We start from the raw sequence: 19966 nt of genomic DNA, 5'->3' as shown, positions 1-19966 counted from the left end.
CTTTCAACGACCAAGCGTCCGCCAGTTCCGCGCGGACGCTTTTTTGACGAATGACGAGGACCGACCATGTCGCCGCAGGGCAAGAACGCCGACGCATCCGCCTATCTCCTGTATCACTCCATCGGCATGTATCCCGGCAAGGCGGAGGAGATGGCCGCCGCGTTCGCCGCGTTTTCCGCCGGCTGGGGCGCGCATGACAACGCGCAATGGATGCATGCGCTGGGCATGCGTCAGGAATTCATTGACCGGTGGCAGACGCTGATCGGCGCGCCGGCCGGCACGCTGACCACCAGCGAGAACGTCACGACGGCGCTCAACAGCCTGATTGGCGCACTGCCAGAGGAACATCTGAAGGGCCGGCGCCTGCTGATTGCCGGCGATTGCTTCCCCAGCATGCATTTTCTTCTCTCGGGCCTTGCGGCGCGCTACGGCTTCACGCTCGACACAGTGCCGCTGCGGCCCGGCGAAAGCTGGGTGCGCGACGAGGATGTGATCGCCCGCTGGGGCCCCGATGTCGGTGTCGCCCTTCTGACCTTCGTCACCTCGACCGCCTCGCATCGCTGCGATCTTGAAACGTTGGTCGCCCATGGTCGGCGCATGGGCAGCATCATTGGCGTGGACATCACGCAGGCGGTTGGCCTGTTGCCCTACGATGTGATGCATCCGGTGGTGGATTTCTCGATCTCGACAAGCCTGAAATGGCTTTGCGCCACGCCCGGCGCCGGCATCCTCCATGTCGCCGAACCGCTGATCGAGGCATGCCGTCCGGAATTGCGCGGCTGGTTCAGCCAGGCGGACATCTTCTCCTGGGACCTGGACAAGTTTGCCTTTGCCAACGACATCCGCCGCTTCGACAACGGCACGCCGTCGATCCTCGCCTGCGCCGGCTCCCTGCCGGCCCTGCGATGGCATGCGGGCCAGGACATGGCAGCGCTGCTGGCGCACAATCGGCGCCTCGCCGGAAGCATCGTCGATACGGCGAAGGAATTGAAGCTGAAGTTGGTGAGCCCGGAGAACGAGGCCGAGCGCGGCGGCAGCGTGATGGTGGCGCTGCCCGATACGGTCAATCCCGGCGCTTTCGTGCAGGAACTCGCCGGGAACGGCATTTATGCCGACCACCGCAGTCAGATCCTGCGGCTGTCGCCCGGCTGCATGACCACCGAGGCCGGCATTGCCCGCCTTGCGGAAGCCTTGAAGGCCGCGCTCTAGTGGTGCGATCCTGACAGATGGGTACCATCTGTTTCGGTCAGACCACTAGCTTGCCAGCGCCAATCCCTTGTGCCGGAACCGCGCGGTGGCGGGATCGAAATCGTAGGCGCTGGCGTGCTGCGTCGCGTCTTGCGCCAGTCGATCGACCGTGCCGATGATCATGTCCGCCTTCTCGTCGGTCATCAGATAGCTGAGATTGAGCCGCACCCAGCCGGGCTTTTCCATTTCCCGGCCGGCGCGGATGTTTTCGAGAAGCGCCGCCGAATGCGGTTCGTCGATGCCGAGCAGAAGGTGCGCGTATGGCCCGGCGCAGGCACAGCCGCCGCGCGCCTGGATGCCGTGCAGATCGCTCAGCATGCGCGTGAAGAGCTGGTGATGCATGGCCGCGCCGTCTTCCCCGCGAATGCGGAAGGAGAAGATCGGCAGGCGCGGCGCACGCGGATTGCCGAGCAGCTCCAGGCGTGGATTGCGCGACCACACAGCCAGCGCCCGGTCGCGCAATGCGTCATTGCGCCGGTCGATGAAGTCCTGTCCGAGCGCTTCCTTGACCAGCAGGACCAGGGCCGCGCGGATATCGCCGACGACGTTCGGCGTTCCCGCTTCCTCGCGCGCGCAAAGCGACTTCGAATAGTCATGCGCCCAGGGCGAGACGAAGGTGACCGAGCCGCCGCCCGGCATGGTCGGCAGGCTGGTGCGGGCAATGGCATTGCGCAGGACCAGCACGCCTGAGGCGCCGGGGCCGCCGGGAAACTTGTGCGGCGACAGCACCACCGCATCCTTGGCGCAATCGCTGCCGGCGCGCATGTCGATGCCGAGATAGGGTGCGCCGCCGGCGTAATCCCAGATCGCCAGCGCGCCGTGCGCCTTGAGCACGCGCGTCACCGCATCCGTGTCGGTGACGATGCCGGTCACGTTGGAGGCGGCCGAAAAGGTGCCTATCTTCAGCGTAGCATTGGCATGGGCCGCCAGCGCCTGGGCCAGTGCGGCGAGGTCGGGTCCGCCGCATTCGGTCTCGGCGATGCTGACGATCTCCGCGCCGCTTTCGCGCCAGGGCAGGATGTTGGAGTGATGCTCGTAAGGTCCGGTGAAGACCACCACGCGTTGACCCTTGGCGACCGCCTCGGCGATCTGCAGCAGCCTGACCAGCTTGTTGAGGCCGGCCGTCGCGCCCGAGCCGGCAAACACCACGCTGGTCGCATCGTCGGCGCCGACGATGCGGTGGATTTCCGCCCGCGCCGCCTCGCGCAGCCGCGTCGAGAAGGCGCCGCAATAGGAAGCCTCGGTGTGGCTGTTGGCGTAATAGGGCAGCACCCGGTCGCGGATGAAGTCCTCCACCTGAGCGAGAGCGCGGCCCGACGCCACATAGTCGGCATAGATCAGCGGCTTGGTCCCGCAGGGACCGTCGATGACGGCGTTCTCGCCGATCAGTCCGCCGCGCAGAAAGGCCGGCAGGTCGTCCCTCCGCAGGCCATCGATGAAGTCCCTTAAAACCGTCCCGCTCATGGCGTCGTTCCGTTTGCGCTATTCAGGAACGAAAGGATCGCACAGGATCAGGCGTTCATTCTCACTAAAATCATTGCATGCACCATTAAAATTCGTTCATATGATCGCCTATGAGCGAAAAAATAGATCAGTTTGATAGAAAAATCCTGCGCGAGCTGCAGCGCGATGCGGGGCTGTCGCAACGGGATTTGGCGGAAAAGGTGGGATTGTCGCAAAACGCCTGCTGGCGTCGGCTGCGCGTTCTGGAGGAGCGCGGCGTCATTCGTGGCCGCACGCTGCTGCTCGATCGCGACAAGCTGGGGTTGGGTCTTGTCGTCTTCGTCCTGGTCAAGACGCGGCATCATTCGGCGGACTGGCTGCAGATTTTCAGGCAGCATGTCGCCGGTATTCCCGAGATCGTCGACTTCTTCCGCATCGGCGGCGAGTACGACTACATGCTGCGCATCGTCACGACGGACATGGCGAGCTACGATTCCGTCTATCAGCGGCTGATTCAGAAGGTGGAGCTGGAATCGGTCACGTCCTATTTCGCCATGGAGGCGATCGCCGAGCGGCGGCCCCTGCCTATCTGAGGCAAGTGCATTTTGCAGTCAGATGGAATCATCTGACGTTCGCACAAATGCAGAAAAACAAAGAGATAGAACGGGGCAGCGTTTCTGTGAAACGATGATCTGGTCTGGGCGACGGGGCCCGCGAAACGTGCGGGCCCCAAATGCGTCAGACAGCGCCTTGCGCGGCAGTGACGATGATCTCGACCTTGTAGTCCGGCGTGGCGAGACGCGCTTCGCCCGTCGCGCGGGCCGGCGCGTTGCCGGCGGAGACCCAGCCGTCCCAAACGGCGTTCATCTCGGCGAAATCGTCCATCGAGGCCAGCCAGATCACGGCCTGCAGGATGCGCGACTTGTCGGAGCCGCATTTCTCCAGCAGCGCGTCGATCTGCGCCAGCACCGCCTGGGTCTGCTCGGTCACGCTCTTGCCGGGCAACGCGACCTGACCGGCCAGCCAGATGGTGCCGTTGTGGACGACGGCCTGGCTCATGCGTGCGCCGGGATCGATGCGGGTGATGTCGGACATGGATTTTCCTCTTCGGTTCTAAATTAGGCGTTGCGGCGCGAGCGCCTGCACGACCGGGTCCCCAAGCGGGGAAGAACGGCCAGCGCAAAGGTCTGCCGCCAATGCGGATAACGCCGGAGACGTCTGAACACCATAGCCGCCTTGTCCGGCAAGCCAGAAAAATCCCTCGGCGTCGGGGGCGAACCCGACGGCGGGGGTTCTGTCGGGGAAGAAGCTGCGCAAACCGGCCCAGCTTCGCTCGATGCGCGTGACGGGCGTTGTCACCGCCTGTTCGAAACGGTGCAGCCCCTCGGCCAGCACCATGTCGTCAGGCCAGGCGTCGAACGGCTCGGAAGGGTCTTCGTCGGCTGGCGAAATCATCAGTTTGCCGGCTTCAGGCTTGGCGTACCAGCCTTCACCCGCGCAGGCGAACAGCGGCCAGGAGGACACGTCGTGCCCGTCCGGCGCCGGCAGGATCACCGCCGAGCGCCGCATCGGCGTCAGGCCGAGCGGCTGCACGCCGGCCATCCGCGCAACGGCGTCGGCCCATGCGCCGCCAGCGTTGACGATCACGGGCGCCTCGAACGCGCCTTGCGGCGTCTCGACGCGCCAGTGGCCGCGCTCGCGGGAAATCCGGTTGGCCCGCGCCTGGGTGACGATGCGCCCGCCGCGATGGCGCAGCATCTTCGCAAAACCCTGCAGCAGGCGGTCGACATCGATGTCCTGGGCGCCCGGTTCGATTGCCGCTGCCGCGATCGCCTCGCGCCGCAGGATCGGCACCATCCGCACCGCTGCGTCGGCATCGACCCGCTCCATGCCGGTCGAGCCTTCCATCATCCTGTCGATCGCCGCGACGTCATCGGGCAACGCCAGATAAAGCAGCCCGCGCGGCGTCAGCAGGCTGGTGTCGGTGATGCCATCCGGTTCCCTGAAGACGGGTTCGGACGCGGCGTTCAGCGCGCGCAGCGTGGCGTTGCCGTAGTTGCGGATGTAGATCGCCGCCGAACGCCCCGTCGCGTGATAGCCGATCGCCTCCTCCGCCTCGAGAACGGTGACCCGTGCATCGGCGGCCATGCGCCCCGCCGCGCTGATGCCGGCAATGCCGCCGCCGATGACGATGATGTCAGACCCCTCGGTCATGATCCCTCTCGTAAAATATTCCTGCGCCGCCGGGCGCAAATCCGGTGCTACCCATAGCGGGCCGCGCGGCGAAACGATAGGCGCAGGTCCGGAGCCGCCATTGTGGCACCCGGCCAAGCGCCGCGCCGAGGTGGCTCGGCGTGGACCGGAAGGCTGGTGTCCTCGCCGGCTTTGTGTGATCATTTGATGGGAATTCGGGAGGATCAGGTGAGAATGCGCGCAGCCCTCGCTTTGCCGGGAGCCGGTGCTCCGTTATGGAGCGCCGCCTGGTGTCCTGCCCCAGCCAAACCGACAGGTTTGGACTGGGATGAGCAGGCCACTGAATTATCGGATCCAGGGCAACTTTGCTTCAATCGAAATGAATGCGAAGCCTTCATTTCAGTTAAAGCGTTGCACTAGTGGAAACGCCTCAATCGCCGGCCTTGCGGTCCTATCATTCCTGGATCGCCAACGAGACGCTGGAGGACTATTCGCTGCGCTACGCGGCGCGCTCGTTCCGGCGCTGGTCGCCCTTCGTTATCGCCAACACGGCGCTCGGCGGCATCTCGTTCCTGGCACTCGAGGCCATCGGCGGGGCCATCACGCTCAGCTACGGCTTCGCCAATGCCTTTCCGGCGGTCTTGATCACGTGCCTGTTCGTCTTCGTGACCAATTTGCCGATCGCCTACTATTCCAGCCGCTACAATATCGACATGGACCTTTTGACGCGCGGCGCGGGGTTCGGCTATATCGGCTCGACGATCACCTCGCTGATCTACGCCACCTTCACCTTCATCTTCTTCGCGCTCGAAGGGGCCATCATGGCCCAGGCGCTAAAACTGTTCGCCGACGTGCCGCTGGTGCTCGGCTATATCATCTCGTCGCTTGTCATCATCCCGATCACCGTGATGGGCATAACCATGATCAGCAAGCTGCAGATGCTGACCCAGCCGATCTGGATCGCCATGCTTCTGGCGCCGTTCGCCTACATCGCCATCGGCCATCCCGACACGCTGCATCAATGGGTGGAGTTCGCCGGCAGCGAAGCGAATGGCCGCGGCTTCGACGTGCTCGCTCTCGGCTCGGCCCTCGGCGTGCTGTTCGCCCTGTCGATCCAGATCGGCGAACAGGTCGATTACCTGCGCTTCCTGCCGGACAAGACGCGCGAGAACCGCCTGCGCTGGTGGGCGGCGGTGATCGCCGCGGGGCCGGGCTGGATCATTGTTGGCGGTTTCAAGATCCTGTGCGGCAGCCTGCTTGCCGTGCTCGCGGTCTCGGCCGGCCTGTCACGCTCGACAGCGCTCGAGCCGATCCACATGTACATCAAGGCCTATGAGTATGTCAGCGCCGACCCGCGCACGGTTCTGGCGCTGGCGGCGATCTTCGTGCTGATCTCGCAGGTCAAGATCAACGTCACCAACGCCTATGCCGGGTCGCTCGCCTGGTCGAATTTCTTCTCGCGCGTCACCCACTATCATCCAGGCCGTGTCGTCTGGCTCATCTTCAATATCCTGATTTCGCTGCTGTTGATGCTGCTCGGCATCTTCCAGACGCTGGAACTGGTGCTGGCGGTCTATTCGGTCATCGCCGCTGCCTGGATCGGCTCCATCTTCGCCGACCTGGCGATCCTCAAGCCGATGGGCGTCAGCCCGCCTTTCACCGAGTTCAAGCGCGCCTACCTGCACGATTTCAATCCGGTCGGGTGCGGTTCGATGGCGCTCGCCTCGCTGTTCGGCATCATCTGCTTTACCGGCAGTTTAGGCGCCCTGGCGCAGGCCTATTCGGCGCCGATCGCTTTTCTCACCGCACTCGTCAGCGCCGTCGCGATCGGCGTCGCCACCAAGGGCCGATACTATCTGGCCCGGCCCCGCGAGCCGCTCGCCGGTTCGCAGAAGGCGACCATCCGTTGCGAGATCTGCGGTCTCGATTATGAACGACCCGACATGGTCCACTGCACCTTCTATGAGCGGCCGATCTGCTCTTTATGCTGCAGTCTCGATTCCCACTGCCATGACGTCTGCAAATCCTCGGGCACGATGCTTGAAACCTCGCGCTCGCGCTATTTCGGCCGCACGCTGCGCAGCAAGATCGCCCCGCATATGGGGCAGCGTCTTCTGAAGGTCGGCGGTGTCCTGTTTTCGCTGGCGGTCATCACGGCGGCGGTGTTCCTGCTCACCTTCCGGCTGATCGAACCGTCTTCGCTGCAGCCGCATCTCGACAGCGGCTCCTTGCTGCTGCGCGTTTTCCTGGCGTTGCTGCCTTTGCTGGCGGTTGGCGCCTGGTGGATCGTCCTGTCGCATGAAAGCCGGGAACTCGCCGAGCGCGATCTCGTTGCCTCGCTGGAGAAGCTGCGCCAGGCGCAGCAGGAACTGGCCAGCAATGAGCGCCTGGCCGCCATCGGCCAGATCACCGCGACGGTCAGCCACGAATTGCGCAATCCGCTTGGCACGCTGGTCACCTCGGCCGACATCCTGCGCCGCTCGCTGAAGGATGCCGGCGAACCGGCGATGGGCGAGTTGCAGCGATTGCAGCGCAACGCCTGGCGCTGCGTGCGCATCATCGAGGACCTTCTGGATTTCTCGCGCAAGCATTCGCTGGTCTTCGCCCCGGTCGCCATCGACCGCTGGGTCGAGCAGCAGATGAGCGAGCAGGACAAGGCGACGGCCCGGCTGGTGACGCTCGATCTGAAGGCCGGTTGCGATGTGCTGGCCGATAGCGAGCGCCTTCGGCAGGCCTTCTCCAATGTGTTGGCCAACGCGGTCCAGGCCTGTGAAGGCGGCGAGGTGGAGGCCCGCATCGCGGTGACAACGGAGCGCCGGCGCGACCGGGTGTTCCTGTCGGTGGTCGACAATGGCGCCGGCATGACGCGCGATGTGGCGAGACGTGTATTCGAGCCGCTGTTCAGCACCAAGGCGTTCGGCGTCGGCCTCGGCATGCCGCTCGTCAAGCGCATCCTCGAACAGCATGGCGGCGATGTCCTCATCGAAAGCCAGGCGGGCGTGGGAACGACAATCACGCTCGTCCTGCCCTGCGCGGTTGCGAGGCCGGCATGATCAGCGATGACAATGACCTGCCCGCCGACGTGATCGGCGAGGGCCCACTGCCCGAAGTGGCTGGCGAGGCCGAGGAGAAAAGCGTCCTGATCGTCGATGACGATGTGGATTTCGCCGCCAGCCTTGCCGGCCTGCTGAGGCTCGAAGGGTACGGTGTCCGCGTGGCGCACGACCCGCAGCAGGCGCTGGCAGAGCTTGAGCGCCAGCGCCTCGCCGTCGCCCTGGTCGATGTGCGCCTCGGCACCGGCAGCGGGGTCGATCTGGTGCGCGATTTCCGCCAGCACAATCCGGACCTCGTCTGCGTCATGGTGACGGCCTACGCTTCCATCGACACGGCGGTGGAGGCATTGCAGGCCGGCGCCTATGATTATCTGTGCAAGCCGTTTCACAGCGAGGACCTGCTGGCCACGCTGAGCCGCTGCTTCGAGCGGATTCGCCTGCTGGAGGAAAAACGCCTCGCCGCCGAGCGCCTGGGGCAGAAGCAGCGCATGGAGGCGATGGGGCAACTGACCAGCGGCATCGCCCATGATTTCAACAATGTTCTGGCTGTGCTGCTGAGCAATCTGCGCTGGTTGGAAGAGCGGCTTGCCGACCGGCCGGAGCTGGCCGAACTGGTCGCCGACGCGCTCGACGCGACGAAATCCGGTTCCGACCTCACCACGCGCCTGCTCAATTTCGGCAGCCAGCGCCTTGAGGACATGACGGTCGTTTCCCTTGCCGTCGAATTGCCGCCGCTGATGCGCATGCTGGGCCGAACGCTCGATGACGCCGTGTCGATCTCGCTCACCGTCGCCGGGGATCTGCACCCCGTGCAGCTGCCAAGCGGTCAGTTGGAGACAAGCCTGCTCAATCTGGCGCTCAACGCGCGTGACGCGATGCCTGATGGCGGCAGCCTGCATTTCGACGCGCGCAACCTGACCGTCAAGCCGGAGGATGCGCGCGTCGCCTCCGGGCTGCTGCCCGGCCGCTACGTGCTCCTGTCGGTCACCGACACGGGCCAGGGCATGCCGCTGGCGGTGCGCCGGCGCGCGCTTCAGCCCTTGTTTTCAACCAAGCCGCCGGGGCAGGGCAGCGGGCTTGGACTGCCGATGGTCGATGGCTTCGTGCGGCAGGTGGGCGGGCGGCTCGGCATTGTGAGCGCACCTGGAAAGGGCACCTGCATCAACCTGTACCTGCCGGCGCATCAATCGCCTTGTTAAGGCGCAAACATGTAGCCGACGCCGCGGATCGTCTTGATGAACTGCGCGTCGCGCACATCGTCGCGCAGCTTGCGGCGGATCTTGCCGATCAGCACGTCGATGCTGCGGTCGTAGGGCGTCCAGTTGCGGTTGGCGACGATGTCGAGGATCTGCTCGCGCGACAGGATGCGTCCGCGCCGCTCCACAAGCGCTGCCAGCAACTGGAATTCCTGGCTCGTCAGCCGCACCGTGTCGCCCTTTGGCGAGGAAAGTTGGTAGCGGGTCGGATCGAGCTCCCAGCCGGCAAAGCACATCACCGGCGATGGGGTCTTCTCCACCCGCTCCGGCAGGGTGATGCGCTTGGCGAAGCGGCGCAGCACCGTGCGGATGCGCGCCAGCAATTCGCGCGGCTCGAACGGCTTGGTGACATAGTCGTCGGCGCCCATCTCGAGGCACACCACCTTGTCGATGGTCGTGTTCTTGCCCGACAGCATGATCAGCGGCAGGTCGTATTGCGCGCGCAGGGTTCGCGCCAGCGTGACGCCGTCCTCGCCGGCTGGAAAGGTCAGGTCGAGGATCACCAGATCGAAACTGTCGTCGGCAAGCGCCCGCCGCATGGCGCGCCCGTCATGGGCGGCGGCGATGCCATACCCTTCGCTTGCCAGGAATTTCTCCAGGAAGCGGCAAAGCCGCCGATCGTCGTCGACAACAAGGATACGGGATCTGGCATCGGGCAGCGACATGGATGCTACGATAGTCGCAAACCGGCCTGCCGGTCGAGCCGGGAAGATGGCCAAATGTCGCGGGCGACCGATCTGGCCGCCGCCAAGACAGAAGCGGCGTGGATCGCTGTTCCTGCGCGGTTTGTCAAATAGCTGAAATTTAAAAGAAATTGTAAGGAGCGCAACTTTTCCTGGAAGCCCTGGACCTCGCCGCGCGGTTACAAAAAATTACAAAACCCGCCTGTTTCGGATTCATTCGGGTTACAGGCCGCTCCTAACCTCCCCTCGCACGGCTTCGTCCGCCGCATTGCGCGGCCGGGCGAGAAAGAGGAGGGGGCTCGTCACGCGGGACCTCCGATTGCCGGCCAATGAGGAGGAGACCCATGCCCAAGACCGTATTTTCCGTCGATCTCAGCAAGGCGCCTGAAGATCAGGCGATCAAGACCCACAACCGCTGGCACCCCGACATTCCCATGGTCGAGACCTTCAAGCGCGGTGAGGTGATCCGCGTCGAGTGCTACGACTGGACCGGCGGCCAGATCGGCAACAACGACAGCGCCAACGACGTGCGCGACGTCGACCTGACGCGCGTGCACTATCTGAGCGGTCCCTTCGGCTTCGAGGGCGCCGAGCCCGGCGATCTGCTGGTGGTCGACATTCTCGACCTTGGCGCGCTGCCGAATTCCGAATGGGGCTTCAACGGCCTGTTCGCCAAGGAGAATGGCGGCGGCTTCCTCACCGAGCATTATCCCAATGCCACCAAATCCTGCTGGGATTTCCAGGGCATCTACACGACGTCCCGGCACATTCCCGGCGTCCGCTATCCGGGCATCATCCATCCGGGCCTGATCGGCTGCCTGCCCGATGAAAAGCTCCTGGCCGAGGCCAATCGCCGTGAGGCGGAACTGGTGGCGACCGATCCGGATCGCGTGCCGCCGCTGGCCGCACTGCCCTATGCCGATACGGCGCTGATGGGCCAGTTGAAGGGCGACGCCGCCAGAAAGGCCGCCGAGGAAGCCTGGCGCACCGTGCCGCCGCGCGAGCATGGTGGCAATTGCGACATCAAGAACCTGTCGCGCGGCTCGAAGGTCTATTTCCCCGTCTACGTCAAGGGCGGCGGGCTTTCCATGGGCGACATCCACTTCTCGCAGGGCGATGGTGAAATCACCTTCTGCGGCGCCATCGAAATGGCCGGCTGGATCGACATCAGCGTCGATGTGATCAAGGGCGGCATGGCCAAATACGGCGTCATCAACCCGATCTTCAAGCCGAGCCCGATCGATCCGCATTTCGACGATTACCTGATCTTCGAGGGCATCTCGGTCGACGAGCATACGGGCGAGCAATACTATCTCGACGCCCATGTGGCCTACCGCCGGGCCTGCCTGAATGCCATCGAATACCTGATGAAGTTCGGCTACACGGGCGAGCAGGCCTACAGCATTCTGGGCACGGCGCCGGTGGAGGGGCGCATCGCCGGCATCGTCGACATTCCCAATGTCTGCGCGACGCTCGCCATTCCAACGAAGATCTTCGACTTCGACATCAATCCGAACTCCACCGGGCCGACCAGGCAGGTCTCGGGGGTGGATGTCGCCAGGACAACCTGAGCGGCAAGGGTCCGCGTTCCACAAACAAGCGGGGCGGCCGAGGAGGGGTTTCCGGCCGACCCTGCCCTTCGGGAGGAGATCTCATGCTGCTCGGATTGTCTTTGCTCTATGTCGGCGCCGTGTTGTTTCTCAACGGGCTCTGGCTTCTGGGAAAAATCGACGACAAGGAAATCGTCGTCATCAACGTGGTGTCCGGCTTCGTCACGCTGTGCGTGTCGCTCGCCTCGGCTTTCGGCGCCAACGCCGATGCCGCTTCGATCAAGGCGGCGGCGCTCACCTTGCTGTTCACCGCGACCTATCTGTGGGTCGCCTACAACCGCGTCGTCGCCGTCGACGGGCGCGGGCTCGGCTGGTTCAGCCTGTTCATCGCCATCACGGCGACGCCCGTCGCCCTGCAGGGGCTGGCTGGCGCGCAATCGGCGATCGACATGTGGATGGGCGTCAACTGGGCCATCTGGGCGATCGTCTGGTTCATGTACTTCCTGCTGCTCAGCCTGAAGCGCGACATCCTGCGCCCGACCGGCATCGCCACGATGCTCGCCGGCATCGTCACCGGCTGGGTGCCGGGCTTCCTGCTGCTCGACGGCAAGCTTTGAGAACCGGCGGCGCGGGCGGAAAAATCGCCCGCGCCGCCTTTTCCCTGTTCTGATTTTCGGAGACCGAAATGCCGCTTTACAACTATGTCTGCGATGATTGCGGCCCATTCGACGAATGGATGTCGATGGCCGAGGCAACCAGCGCCTGCGCCTGCCCGAGTTGCCGGACGCCAAGCGAGCGGGACGTCGCGGCCCCGCATCTGAGCCTGATGAACGGAACGCTGCGCAAGGCTCAGGCCCGCTCGGAAAAGAGCGCCAGCGAGCCGCGCGTGGTCAAGCGGGAGCATCTCGCCGGCTGTGGATGCAGCATGTGCAACCTAAAGAAAAAGCCGCCATCGATGCGCCGCCGATGGATGATCGGCCACTAGATCACGATGATTTTGGATTGAATCAATCCAAAATCATAAACGTGATCGCTCTCAATAAGTTAGAGCGGGATGCGGGCGGAAAACCGCTTCGCACTTTTCCTCATCCCGCCCTAAGGCCCGGGGTGCGCGAAGGGGCGCTTGCCCAAGCGATCGACCGTTCCGGTATGGACTCTCGGGTCGAGGCCCGAGAGTGACGAAGGTTCATGGGCTTGATGTCAACCGCCTGGCCTGGCGAGTTGACAGGGCCTCCCCCACAACTCGTCATGCCCGGCCTCCGAGCCGGGCATCCAGGCCTGAACGGCAAATCCCCGCGCGCCGACCGCGCCCAATGCCGACGTCAGCGCCCCGGACGGGCAACCACCGGGACATAGTGTTCCAGCTCCGGATTGGGGAAGCGCACCGTCTCGCCGGTCTCGGCCGAGAGATACAGCCCCATCAGGATCTCCATCACCGCCACGCCGTCGGCAAAGGTCTCGAGCGGCTCCTCGCCCTTGCGGAAGCATTCCACCATGTGCCGGTTCTCGTCCGTATAGCCGTAGACGCCGGCCTCGTCCTCCAGCACCGGCATCAGCCCCTGCTCGGCATTCTGCTTCTCGACCAGGTCCTCGCCTTCTCCACCTTGCACCGCCCGTGACATGAAGACCTTCAGCCCCGTGCCGAGCGAGTTGAACTCCATCGCGTATTCGGGGCCGAGCAGTTCGAGCTGGATGCGCAGGCCGGCGCCCACATAGGCCCAGGAAGTGGTGGCCTCGATGATCAGCTCGTTGCCGTCCTCGTCTTCCAGCATGACATTGCCGCGCGCGAAATCCTCCGAAGGCCGATTGCCATAATCGACCTCCGCGCCAAAGCGCTTCTTCAGATCGTCGATATAGTGCGGCCGCGTCCATTTCAGATTGGCCACCATGCCATTGACGCCCTTGACCGTCAGCGAATCCCGCTTCTTGCCGGGTTCGGTCAGAAGATGGCGGGCAACCTCCACGCTGTGGCACATCATGTCGAGCAGCACGCCGCCACCCTGTTTCTCGCCCTGCCAGAACCAGGGCTCATGCGGGCCGGAATGCTCTTCCGCCGCGCGCGCCAGATAGGGGCGGCCGGTGGTGGAGGCGGCGCGGCGCCAGATGATCTCCTTGCCGCGGATGACCGGCGTGGCGAACACCTGGTTCTCCAGATAGCCGTGGTTGAGCTTGGCGGCCTCGGCCAGCCGCAGCATTTCGCGGGCGTCCGCCACCGTGCGCGCCAGCGGCTTTTCGCAGGCCACGGCGAACACCTTGCTGCGCCCGGACACCACCTCGTCATGGATGGTGCGCATGGTGTCGATGCGCGTATCGTTGGGCGACAGGATCCAGATCGCATCGACATCTTCCGCCTGCAGCATCGCCGCCAGGCTGTCATGGCTGGTGCAGTCGCCCAGGCCCAGATCGGCGACCAGCTTGGCGATGCGCGCCCGGTTCTCGGGTTTGCGGCTGTAGACGCCGGTGACATCGACATGGCGCACGCCGACCATCGACCTCAAATGGAACTCGGCGATGAAGCCCGTGCCGACAACGCCGATGCGCAGGCGTTTTCTTGGTTGTGCGCTCATACTCAGTTTCCCCTTCTCGAATTCAGGATTTCGGCGGCGCGGTGGTGCCGCGGACGCGCAGCGTGGCGGGCAGCACCACCGGCGCTTCCGGCGCCTGCCCTCCCGACAGAATTTTCAGCAGGATCGTCATGGCCTGCCGGCCAATGTCGATGCGCGGCTGGTGAACCGTGGTCAGCGGCGGGTAGAAGGCCTCGCTCAGATAGAGATCGTCGAAGCCGACCACCGAGACGTCGCCCGGCACATCGCGCCCCATATTGCGCAGCTGATGGATGGCGCCGAAGGCCATTTCGTCATTGGCGACGAAGATCGCCGTCGGCGGCTCGGCCAGCGCGAACAAGGCCTTGCACGCGGCAGCCCCACTGTGCAGCAGATAGTTGCCGTGCGGTTCGTAGCCTTCAGGCACGCAGAGGCCGGCGGCCCGCATCGCCTGCCGGTAGCCTTCGCGACGATCGGCGCTCATGATCTCCGGCACCGGACCGGTGATGTGGGCGATGCGCCGGTGGCCAAGCGCGATCAGGTGCTCCACCGCTGCCTGTGAAGCCGCCACATTGTCGATCTGCACATGCGGGAAACCGGAATCCTCGATCGTCTCCAGCGCAATGACGATGGGCGCGCCGGGCGGCAGCTTGTGATGCGCGCCGTCCTCTTGCGGCAGTTTGCCGGTCATCAGGATCATGCCGTCCGCATGCCCGTCGCGCAGCATGTCGAAATACTCGATCTCGCGCTCTGGATCGTTCTCCGTATTGCCCATCAGCACCGAGTAGCCTGCGGCGCGCGCCGTCGCCTCGACGCTTTTCAGGATGTCGAGATAGAAGGGGTTGCCGACATCGCGCACCACCATCAGCACCGCCATCGAGCGGGCGGTCCTGAGATTGCGCGCGCTGACATTGGGGCGGTAGTTCAGCGCCTCCGCCGTTTCGCGAATACGCGCCCGGGTCTCGGCGGTAACCAGCGCGCTGTCGGAAAGCGCGCGCGACACGGTGGCCGGCGAAACGCCGAGCGCCGTGGCGATGTCCTTGATCTTCGGCCGCCGGTTCATGCGCGCAACCCCCGGCCGCGACCATAGAACAGCATCAGCACGAGCAATGTGGCGCCGAACACCATCTGCCGCCCGGATTCCTCGATGTTGATCGTCGTCAGGATGCTTTGCAGGATGACGAGCAGCACCGCCCCGGCCATGGTGCCGGTATAGCCGCCCTTGCCGCCCGCAAGGGGCGTGCCGCCCAACACAACGGCGATGATCGACGGCAACATGTACTGTTCTCCGACATTGGCAAATGATGAGCCGGAGTAACCGAGCAGGCAAAGTCCGGCAATCGCCGAAAAGACGCCAGACAGCATGAACAGCAACACGCGCATGCGGCGCACGGGCACGCCCGCCATGAAGGCGGCCTGTTCGTTCGAGCCGATGGCATAGATGCGATGACCGAACACAGTGCGGCTGAGGATGAAGGCCATCAGCAGGCCGATCGCAACCCACAGCCACAGGATGCCGGGCAGGCCGAACAGGAAGGGTCTGGTGACGAATTCCGACAGGGCGGGCGCTGCGCGGCCGGACGGAATGCCCTGGCGGACAACGACCAGCAGGCCTTGCAGAACGCCGAGCATGCCGAGCGTCATCACCAGCGGCGGAATGCGCAGCAGCGTGACGCCGAGCCCGTTCAGCAGGCCGAACAACGCACCTGTGGCGATGCAGGCGAGGATGGCAAGCGGAATGCCGCCATCCATGCCGTTCATCGCATTGCCGGCGACAATGGCCGAAAGCGACACCACGCCGCCGACGGAAAGATCGATGCCCTCGCGCCCGCCGAGAATGACGAGGTTCTGTCCGGCCGCGACGATGCCGAGCAGGGCTGCGACGATCAGCAGGCGCAGGATCTGCTGGCCCGAGGCAAAGCCCGGCGACAGCGCATTGCCGAGGAGAAGCAGCGCGACGATCAGGGCAAGCGCCACCGCCAGCGGGTTCTTGATGACATCGATGACGCGGCTCATCTGCGCCCCCGGCGGCTGACGAGTATGCCGACCATCAGGGCGGCGAGGATCGCCAGCCCCTGGACGAAATTCTGCCAATGCGACGGCGTCCCGGCGAAGAAGACCAGCGCGTTGATCAACCCGATGATCAGTGCGGCGATCACCGAACCGACGACCGTGCCGAAACCGCCCGACAGCGCGCTGCCGCCGAGCACCACGGCGGCGACGCTGAACAGCGTCATCTTCGCGCCGACCAGCGGATCGCCGCTTGCCGTATCGCCCGTGATGCAGAAGGCGGCGAGCGCGGCGAACACGCCGCACAAGGCGTAGCCGCCGATGCGGATCGCCGTCACCGGCAGGCCGCTCTGGAATGCCGCCTGCTGCCCGTCGCCGACCGCCAGAAGCTGTGTTGCAAGCCGTGAGCGCGCCAGCAGGTAGAGCAGGATCGCAAGGCCAGCGGCGCAGTAGAAGACGAACGGAATGCCGAGGAAACTGCCGCCATAGGTGCGCCAGAAGGCCGCCGGCGCCGGCATGCCGGCGACAGGCAGGATCGTCAGCGCAAGCCCGGTGAAGAAGATGCTGGTGGCGAAGGTGGCGACGATCGCCTGCAGGCGCAGTGCCGCCACGACGAGACCGTTGACCAGCCCGCAGGCAAGCCCGACGAGGACGCCGACGCCAAGGGCCGCCATCACCGATAGCCCGCCGCCGCCCAGATGCTGCATCAGGACGATGATCGTCACATTGACCAGCGAGGCGATGGCGCCCACCGAGAGGTCGATATCGGCGGCATAGACCACATAGGTCTGCGCCACGGCCAGGAGCATCAGCGCCATGTATGTGCGCACCAGGCCGGTCAGCGAGCGGAAGCTCAGGCTGTTCGGCTCGAAAAGGCCGTTCAGCACCAGAAGCACGATGAGAATGATGAGCGCCGGCAGGAACGGAAAGCGGCCAAGAAGGGCGCCGAATCGGGATTGGTTGCCCATGGTGACGGGTGAAGCGTTCGCCATCATGCGGCCTCGTAGGCTGCGTGATAGAGATTGTAGCGGGTGCGGTCGGCGCCGCCGAGTTCGCGGCTGACGGAGCCGCCGTTGAAGACCAGGATGCGGTCGGCGTTGTTCAGAAGCTCGGCATCCTCCGACGAGTACAGGATGATCGCCAGCCCGTCTTCCGCGAGCTTGCGGATCAGCGCGAAAAGGTCGGCCTTGGCCGAAAGGTCGATGCCCTTGGTCGGGTCGTCGAGCAAAAGCACGTCCGGCCGGTCGATCAGCCAGCGGGCGATGACGACCTTCTGCTGATTGCCGCCCGACAGCGAGCCGATGGAATGCGACAGCCCGGCGAATTTCGTGTTGAGCGCCTTCAGCGCGGGCAACGCTTTCTGTGCCAGCTGGCCTGGACGCGCCAGCCACAATCGGTTGCGCAGCGCATGGATCGGCGTGACGTTCTCGAGGATCGGCCGGCCGCTGATGACGCCGTCGCGCCCGCGATCGCCGGAAACATAGGCAAGCCCGCTGGCGATGGCGCCGCGCGGGCTGGTGGTTCTGAGCGCCGCGCCGCCGAGCGCCACGCTTCCCGACAGCGCCGGCGGCGCGCCGAACAGCGCCCGCAGGACGGCGGATTGTCCCTGCCCATGCAACCCGCCGAAGCCGAGGATCTCGCCACGCGCCACGTCGAAGCTGACATCGGAAAAGCCCTGTCCCGAAAAGCCCGCCACGACAAGCGCCACGCTTCCCGCCGCGGCGGCGGTGGCGGGCGGGGCGCTCTGTGGCGCGGCCAGCCCTTCCTGCTCGCCGACCATCATGCGGATCACCTTTTCCGGGGAGGTGTCGGCAATTTTCGCCGTGCCGACGGTCTCACCGTCGCGGATGACCGTCACCCGGTCGCCGATGGCGAAAATCTCGTCCATGCGATGCGAGATGAAAACGATGCTGCGGCCCTCGCTCTTGAGGTCACGCAGGATTTCGAAGAAGCGGTCCACCTGCGCCCGGTCGAGGGCCGAAGTCGGCTCGTCGAAAATGAGGACCGGCGCCTCCGAAGCGAGCGCTTTCATGATCTCGACCAGTTGTCGCTGGTCGGCGCGCAATCGGCCGATCGGCGTCTCGGCGGTCAGCTCCGCTCCCGCAACTTTCGAGAACAGCGCGATGACGCGCGCTGCCTTTTCGACAAGCGCCTGGCGATCGATGAACACACCGCCCTCGCGCGGCAGGTCGGGCATCAGGATGTTTTCGGCCACGCTGCGGTGTTCGGCCAGGCTCAGCTCCTGATAGAAGATGCCGATGCCGAGCGCCTGCGCGGCGCGCGGCCCGCTGACGGTCACCGGCGTGTCGTCGATCAGCACCTCGCCATGATCGGGGCGCACGCTGCCGGCGACGATCTTGCACAGCGTGCTCTTGCCGGAGCCGTTGGCGCCGATCAGCACATGCACCTCGCCTGCCTCGATCTCCAGATCGCCGCGGCGAAGCGCCATTGTTGCGCCGTAAGCCTTGCTCACGCCGCTGAGCTTGAGTTTGGTCATGACCCGTACATCAATCGCTTCAAGGTTGGCACGGCGTTAATGCCTCCCTCTCCCCGTCTGCGGGGAGAGGGTAAGGGTGAGGGGCGAGCGCCGACGCAAATCCTACTTGAACAGCGCCTCGGCGTCTTCGATCGACAGCGCGCTGGTGTAGGAGTAGTAGCCGGGCTTGCCCTCCATCGAGGCCGCGGCCTCGGCGAGGTTGTCCGAGCCGATGAACGGGATCGGCAGATACATGGCGTTGCCATACTGCCCGGCCGTCGCCGGCTCCTTCAATTCGCGGTCCTGTAGCATCAAAACGGCGACGTTCAACGCGCTGGCCATTACGCCGGGCGGGTTCACCGAAGCGCCGGAGTTCAGCTTGTTCTCGGTCCAGATGTCGATGAAATCCTTGCGGATCTCGCCGGTGGCAGCGATGTCGCCTCCCTTGCCCGCATCCATGATCGAGCGCCAGGCGCCGGCGGCCATGCCGTCCTGCACCCAGACGCCATCGATGTCGGGATAGGTGGCAAGCAGGTTCTGCATCGCCTGCTGGCCTTGTGCCTGGTCCCAGTTGGCGTTGACTTCGTTGACGATCTCGATGCCTTCGTGCTGGCCGAACACTTCGCGATAACCGGCGACGCGCATCTCGTTTGCCGGATGGCCGGCAACGCCGTTGATGGCCACGACCTTGCCCTTGCCCGCCAATGTCTCGGCCAGCCATTTGGCGCTTTCCATCGCCCAGCCCTTCTGGTCGATGCCGACATAGGTCGCATCGGGCGAGGAGACTTCGGCGTCGGTGGCGATCACCAGAATGCCGGCTTCCTTGGCCTGGGCGAAGACGGGATCGAAGGCCGTCGGGCTGTTCGGGTTGATGATGATGGCGTTGACGCCCTGGCTGATGAAGTTGCGCACATGGGCGATCTGGCCGGGCACGTCGACATTGGCGCTCTGCGCCACCACTTCGACGTTGACGCCGCGCTCTTTCCACAGGGCAGCGGCCGCTTCCGCCTCCTCGATCATCTGCGTGCGCCACTCGCTGCCGACCCAGCCGTTCGACAGGCCGATCTTGAAATCTTGCGCATAGGCCGAAAGCGCCGTGCCGGCGAGTGCCGCGGCGGCCACCGCGATTGTTGCCAATCGTTTCATGAAATTCCTCCCTGACAAGATGCGCCGCCGATCCGGATGGTTTCTCCTCCACCGGTGGCCGCGCGCCAATTCCTCCATTGACGCGTCCTCAGCGGCTCAATCGAGCGTGCCGCGCCAATGAAATCGATTGTATTCAGAATGAAATCGATTTCAACAGTGTTTTTATACGTCTTTTGCACAAAGCAGCGCTGGTTTGCACTGCAGCCATGCCAAATCCGCTCCTTTACTGCTGTCGGCACCGCCCGCCGCTCGAAACAGGCGTCGTCGGCAGCGTTCGGCAAAGCAGTCTCTGTTTGAGGCTTTCGGCGCTTGGTTTGTTCCAGCGAGCGCTTGAATGGAGCAAAACCATACCCTCAAACCACGGT

18 protein-coding genes are annotated in these 19966 nt (G+C 64.6%); 7 read left to right on the top strand and 11 right to left on the bottom strand.

What is annotated here, in order from left to right; all coding sequences use genetic code 11:
• The first annotated feature begins 66 nt into the window (after positions 1–66).
• On the top strand, positions 67–1209 hold the full coding sequence (locus AB843_RS17750) for an aminotransferase class V-fold PLP-dependent enzyme (protein ID WP_048648225.1): 1143 nt from the start codon (positions 67–69) through the stop codon (positions 1207–1209).
• 45 nt (positions 1210–1254) lie between these two features.
• On the opposite strand, the gene AB843_RS17745 is transcribed toward AB843_RS17750, so the two are convergent.
• Positions 1255–2712 carry an aminotransferase class V-fold PLP-dependent enzyme gene (locus AB843_RS17745; protein ID WP_048648224.1) on the bottom strand — a complete coding sequence of 486 codons (1458 nt, stop codon included), beginning with the start codon at positions 2710–2712 and terminating at the stop codon, positions 1255–1257.
• A 110-nt stretch (positions 2713–2822) separates the two neighbouring features.
• On the opposite strand from AB843_RS17745, the gene AB843_RS17740 reads away from it, so the two are divergent.
• Complete coding sequence (locus AB843_RS17740) at positions 2823–3284, top strand: Lrp/AsnC family transcriptional regulator (RefSeq protein WP_048648223.1); 462 nt, start codon at positions 2823–2825, stop codon at positions 3282–3284.
• A 145-nt stretch (positions 3285–3429) separates the two neighbouring features.
• On the opposite strand, the gene AB843_RS17735 is transcribed toward AB843_RS17740, so the two are convergent.
• Both AB843_RS17735 and AB843_RS17730 read right to left on the bottom strand, forming a co-directional pair.
• Positions 3430–3786, bottom strand: coding sequence for a RidA family protein (locus tag AB843_RS17735; RefSeq protein ID WP_048648222.1), 357 nt, complete (start codon positions 3784–3786; stop codon positions 3430–3432).
• Between the two features lie 18 nt (positions 3787–3804).
• Positions 3805–4905, bottom strand: a complete 1101-nt coding sequence (locus AB843_RS17730; protein ID WP_048648221.1) for an NAD(P)/FAD-dependent oxidoreductase — start codon at positions 4903–4905, stop codon at positions 3805–3807.
• A 398-nt stretch (positions 4906–5303) separates the two neighbouring features.
• Between AB843_RS17730 and AB843_RS17725 the strand changes: the two genes are divergently transcribed.
• Entirely contained in the window at positions 5304–7937 is a 2634-nt protein-coding gene (locus AB843_RS17725; protein ID WP_048648220.1) for an ATP-binding protein, read from the top strand.
• A complete protein-coding gene (locus AB843_RS17720) occupies positions 7934–9136 on the top strand; it encodes a response regulator (RefSeq protein ID WP_048648219.1) in 1203 nt (400 codons plus the stop codon). The genes AB843_RS17725 and AB843_RS17720 overlap by 4 nt, the downstream gene beginning before the upstream one ends.
• Here the strand turns inward: AB843_RS17720 and AB843_RS17715 are convergent.
• A complete protein-coding gene (locus tag AB843_RS17715; protein WP_048648218.1) occupies positions 9133–9858 on the bottom strand; it encodes a response regulator in 726 nt (241 codons plus the stop codon). The two genes, AB843_RS17720 and AB843_RS17715, sit on opposite strands and share 4 nt — an antisense overlap.
• A 362-nt stretch (positions 9859–10220) precedes the next feature.
• On the opposite strand from AB843_RS17715, the gene fmdA reads away from it, so the two are divergent.
• The 3 genes from fmdA to AB843_RS17700 all read left to right on the top strand — a co-directional run bounded on the left by fmdA (position 10221) and on the right by AB843_RS17700 (position 12411).
• Entirely contained in the window at positions 10221–11447 is a 1227-nt protein-coding gene (fmdA, locus tag AB843_RS17710) for a formamidase (RefSeq protein ID WP_048648217.1), read from the top strand.
• 83 nt (positions 11448–11530) lie between these two features.
• Positions 11531–12043, top strand: coding sequence for an AmiS/UreI family transporter (locus AB843_RS17705; protein WP_048648216.1), 513 nt, complete (start codon positions 11531–11533; stop codon positions 12041–12043).
• A 68-nt stretch (positions 12044–12111) separates the two neighbouring features.
• Positions 12112–12411 (top strand): FmdB family zinc ribbon protein, encoded by a 300-nt coding sequence (locus tag AB843_RS17700; RefSeq protein ID WP_048648215.1) that lies wholly within the window; start codon positions 12112–12114, stop codon positions 12409–12411.
• A 337-nt stretch (positions 12412–12748) separates the two neighbouring features.
• On the opposite strand, the gene AB843_RS17695 is transcribed toward AB843_RS17700, so the two are convergent.
• The 7 genes from AB843_RS17695 to AB843_RS25690 all read right to left on the bottom strand — a co-directional run bounded on the left by AB843_RS17695 (position 12749) and on the right by AB843_RS25690 (position 19882).
• Complete coding sequence (locus AB843_RS17695) at positions 12749–13993, bottom strand: Gfo/Idh/MocA family protein (protein WP_048648214.1); 1245 nt, start codon at positions 13991–13993, stop codon at positions 12749–12751.
• A 22-nt stretch (positions 13994–14015) separates the two neighbouring features.
• Positions 14016–15032, bottom strand: a complete 1017-nt coding sequence (locus AB843_RS17690; protein WP_048648213.1) for a LacI family DNA-binding transcriptional regulator — start codon at positions 15030–15032, stop codon at positions 14016–14018.
• Positions 15029–15985 carry an ABC transporter permease gene (locus AB843_RS17685; RefSeq protein WP_048648212.1) on the bottom strand — a complete coding sequence of 319 codons (957 nt, stop codon included), beginning with the start codon at positions 15983–15985 and terminating at the stop codon, positions 15029–15031. The genes AB843_RS17690 and AB843_RS17685 overlap by 4 nt, the downstream gene beginning before the upstream one ends.
• On the bottom strand, positions 15982–16971 hold the full coding sequence (locus AB843_RS17680) for an ABC transporter permease (protein ID WP_048648306.1): 990 nt from the start codon (positions 16969–16971) through the stop codon (positions 15982–15984). Before AB843_RS17680 ends, AB843_RS17685 begins: the two co-directional genes overlap by 4 nt.
• Complete coding sequence (locus AB843_RS17675) at positions 16971–18476, bottom strand: sugar ABC transporter ATP-binding protein (RefSeq protein ID WP_048648211.1); 1506 nt, start codon at positions 18474–18476, stop codon at positions 16971–16973. Before AB843_RS17675 ends, AB843_RS17680 begins: the two co-directional genes overlap by 1 nt.
• 102 nt (positions 18477–18578) lie before the next feature.
• Positions 18579–19601, bottom strand: coding sequence for an ABC transporter substrate-binding protein (locus tag AB843_RS17670; protein ID WP_048648210.1), 1023 nt, complete (start codon positions 19599–19601; stop codon positions 18579–18581).
• Positions 19598–19882, bottom strand: coding sequence for a hypothetical protein (locus AB843_RS25690; protein WP_157384548.1), 285 nt, complete (start codon positions 19880–19882; stop codon positions 19598–19600). The genes AB843_RS17670 and AB843_RS25690 overlap by 4 nt, the downstream gene beginning before the upstream one ends.
• Positions 19883–19966 lie beyond the last annotated feature (84 nt).

Origin of the sequence: Nitratireductor soli (assembly GCF_001050155.1) — a bacterium.
Lineage (GTDB): Bacteria > Pseudomonadota > Alphaproteobacteria > Rhizobiales > Rhizobiaceae > Nitratireductor > Nitratireductor soli.
The sequence above is the reverse complement of the archived record's forward strand: the minus strand, read 5'-3'. Positions and strand labels throughout refer to the sequence as shown.

What these genes read in the sequence shown, in the direction of transcription:
- AB843_RS17750 (WP_048648225.1), top strand. Translation starts at nt 67, where the DNA reads ATGTCGCCGCAGGGCAAGAACGCCGACGCATCCGCCTATCTCCTGTAT.
- AB843_RS17745 (WP_048648224.1), bottom strand. Translation starts at nt 2,712, where the DNA reads ATGAGCGGGACGGTTTTAAGGGACTTCATCGATGGCCTGCGGAGGGAC.
- AB843_RS17740 (WP_048648223.1), top strand. Translation starts at nt 2,823, where the DNA reads ATGAGCGAAAAAATAGATCAGTTTGATAGAAAAATCCTGCGCGAGCTG.
- AB843_RS17735 (WP_048648222.1), bottom strand. Translation starts at nt 3,786, where the DNA reads ATGTCCGACATCACCCGCATCGATCCCGGCGCACGCATGAGCCAGGCC.
- AB843_RS17730 (WP_048648221.1), bottom strand. Translation starts at nt 4,905, where the DNA reads ATGACCGAGGGGTCTGACATCATCGTCATCGGCGGCGGCATTGCCGGC.
- AB843_RS17720 (WP_048648219.1), top strand. Translation starts at nt 7,934, where the DNA reads ATGATCAGCGATGACAATGACCTGCCCGCCGACGTGATCGGCGAGGGC.
- AB843_RS17715 (WP_048648218.1), bottom strand. Translation starts at nt 9,858, where the DNA reads ATGTCGCTGCCCGATGCCAGATCCCGTATCCTTGTTGTCGACGACGAT.
- fmdA (WP_048648217.1), top strand. Translation starts at nt 10,221, where the DNA reads ATGCCCAAGACCGTATTTTCCGTCGATCTCAGCAAGGCGCCTGAAGAT.
- AB843_RS17705 (WP_048648216.1), top strand. Translation starts at nt 11,531, where the DNA reads ATGCTGCTCGGATTGTCTTTGCTCTATGTCGGCGCCGTGTTGTTTCTC.
- AB843_RS17700 (WP_048648215.1), top strand. Translation starts at nt 12,112, where the DNA reads ATGCCGCTTTACAACTATGTCTGCGATGATTGCGGCCCATTCGACGAA.
- AB843_RS17695 (WP_048648214.1), bottom strand. Translation starts at nt 13,993, where the DNA reads ATGAGCGCACAACCAAGAAAACGCCTGCGCATCGGCGTTGTCGGCACG.
- AB843_RS17690 (WP_048648213.1), bottom strand. Translation starts at nt 15,032, where the DNA reads ATGAACCGGCGGCCGAAGATCAAGGACATCGCCACGGCGCTCGGCGTT.
- AB843_RS17685 (WP_048648212.1), bottom strand. Translation starts at nt 15,985, where the DNA reads ATGAGCCGCGTCATCGATGTCATCAAGAACCCGCTGGCGGTGGCGCTT.
- AB843_RS17680 (WP_048648306.1), bottom strand. Translation starts at nt 16,971, where the DNA reads ATGGCGAACGCTTCACCCGTCACCATGGGCAACCAATCCCGATTCGGC.
- AB843_RS17675 (WP_048648211.1), bottom strand. Translation starts at nt 18,476, where the DNA reads ATGACCAAACTCAAGCTCAGCGGCGTGAGCAAGGCTTACGGCGCAACA.
- AB843_RS17670 (WP_048648210.1), bottom strand. Translation starts at nt 19,601, where the DNA reads ATGAAACGATTGGCAACAATCGCGGTGGCCGCCGCGGCACTCGCCGGC.